Annotated in this window: 3 protein-coding genes; all 3 read left to right on the top strand. The window is 60.6% G+C overall.

What is annotated here, in order from left to right; genetic code table 11:
• The first annotated feature begins 109 nt into the window (after positions 1–109).
• Complete coding sequence (locus J8I34_RS33805) at positions 110–400, top strand: DUF5372 family protein (RefSeq protein ID WP_348635843.1); 291 nt, start codon at positions 110–112, stop codon at positions 398–400.
• A gap of 179 nt (positions 401–579) precedes the next feature.
• Complete coding sequence (locus tag J8I34_RS33810) at positions 580–1,008, top strand: helix-turn-helix domain-containing protein (RefSeq protein WP_209778278.1); 429 nt, start codon at positions 580–582, stop codon at positions 1,006–1,008.
• Positions 1,009–1,294: 286 nt separating this feature from the next.
• A partial coding sequence (locus J8I34_RS33815; RefSeq protein ID WP_209808528.1) for a recombinase family protein occupies positions 1,295–1,831 on the top strand: 537 nt, incomplete at its 3' end.

Genomic DNA, 1,831 nt, shown 5'->3' on the forward strand with positions numbered 1-1,831 from the left:
CTGACGACACCCCCATCCGCACGCGGCCAGACGAAGCGGCCGCGCTCAAGCCGTTTGTAACTCACCTCGGAATGCAGGCCTTCCCACCGCTTCGACGCAGCTTGTCCGCATAACCCACCCTTTCCACCCGTTCAGCGGCCGGCAGCTCGTCTGTGTTGGCGAACGCTATAACCGTTCCGGCAAGCGTCTCTTGCTGCGCGTCGACGACAGAAGCGTTTGCTCCGTTCCTCCCGAATGGACCGACATTGCCACGCCGGATCCTGAAGTCGTCATGGGGCAAGGACGTGCGTTCTTCAGGGTTGCGGACTTGATGGCCCTCGCCGACCTTGTGGCGCGCCTGCGCAGGCAATCAGAGATCCTGGGCGAATGTAAGGATAATTTCGCCGCTCATGTAAAGTAATTGATGCCGCAAATACGCCTGATGCTAGCGATGCGTAGCCATTTTCGTGTGTCTGTAGATGAAGTTGGCTAGGGAACTTTGGCTTGACAAGCGGTTATTAGCGGCATAATTTTATTACACACGATTGTCTGGAGTTGAATGTGCCCGCAAGTAACGACCGCAAGCACTCGAAGGCCAACATGCTCGCCGAAGACGGCGCACTGAATCCGGCGCCGGATAAGGTCCACGATCCGAAGTTTCAGGAGGGCGGATTCTTCGATCCGCGCGATGCCGTACAGGTGAAGTACGAGATGCTGCGTCGCGCCTCTTTCGAGAAGGCGTCGGTGACGGAAGTGTCGGAGGAATACGGCGTCTCACGACCGACCTTTTACCAAGCCAGGGCGGACTTTGAGGAAAGGGGGATTGCGGGGCTGGTGCCCAGAAAGCGAGGCCCCCATGGTCCACACAAGCTCCAGAGCGACGTGTTGGCCTTTCTCAAGGCGCGTCTTTCTCCCGGTGAGCCGATCCGGGCGCGCGAACTGGCAAAGCTGATTCAGCAGGAATTTGGCCTCGATGTGCATCCGAGAACGATCGAGCGCGCAGTCGGTGGAAAAAAAACTCCGAGCTAGCCGGCGTCGAGGCGAGACCGTCGACACTGTCGTCCACAATCGTCGCGCGGTACGAGACAGTGCGCTCCGCCATGCTTGGCGAGCCGCTGCCCCCAGACGCCCGGAGCGGCTTGGTCGTCCTTCTCCAGCGAGGCATGTGGGCATGGGCGCGCATGCTGGCTGCCAGAACCGCGCGATTGGAGCCGATCCCAGCCCGAGCCCCGACATCGGCGGAGCCCTTCGAGCGTCGGGCCATTGTTTATGTGCTCGCAAGAATGGCCATGACGATCAATGACCGGAGAATACCATGACCGCGTCGCTCAAAGTTCAACCTCACCACCTCGAACGGGGCGCTTATCTCTACATCCGGCAGTCGTCGATGCGACAGGTCATCGAGAACGTCGAGAGCACGAAGCGGCAATACGCCCTTCGCGGCCGTGCGACCGCGCTCGGCTGGCGCGACGAACAGATCATTGTCATTGATAGCGACCAAGGTGAGTCCGGCGCATCGGCCTCCTGGCGCGAGGGATTTCAACGACTGGTCACAGACGTCGGCATGGGACGCGCTGGCATCGTCATGGGTCTGGAGGTGTCCCGCCTCGCACGGAACAATGCCGACTGGCATCGCCTGTTGGAGATCTGCGCCCTCGCCGATACGCTGATTCTCGACGAGGATGGCGTATACGATCCGGCCAGCTTCAACGACCGGCTCTTGCTCGGCCTGAAGGGAACGATGAGCGAGGCCGAACTCCATGTCCTCAAAGCCCGACTGCGCGGCGGGATCTTGAATAAAGTGCGCCGCGGCGAGTATCGCTGCCCACTCCCGACTGGCTTCGTGTACGAC

Origin of the sequence: Cupriavidus phytohabitans (assembly GCF_017815025.1) — a bacterium.
In the GTDB taxonomy this organism is placed as follows: Bacteria; Pseudomonadota; Gammaproteobacteria; order Burkholderiales; family Burkholderiaceae; genus Cupriavidus.

What these genes read in the sequence shown, in the direction of transcription:
- J8I34_RS33810 (WP_209778278.1), top strand. Translation starts at nt 580, where the DNA reads ATGCTCGCCGAAGACGGCGCACTGAATCCGGCGCCGGATAAGGTCCAC.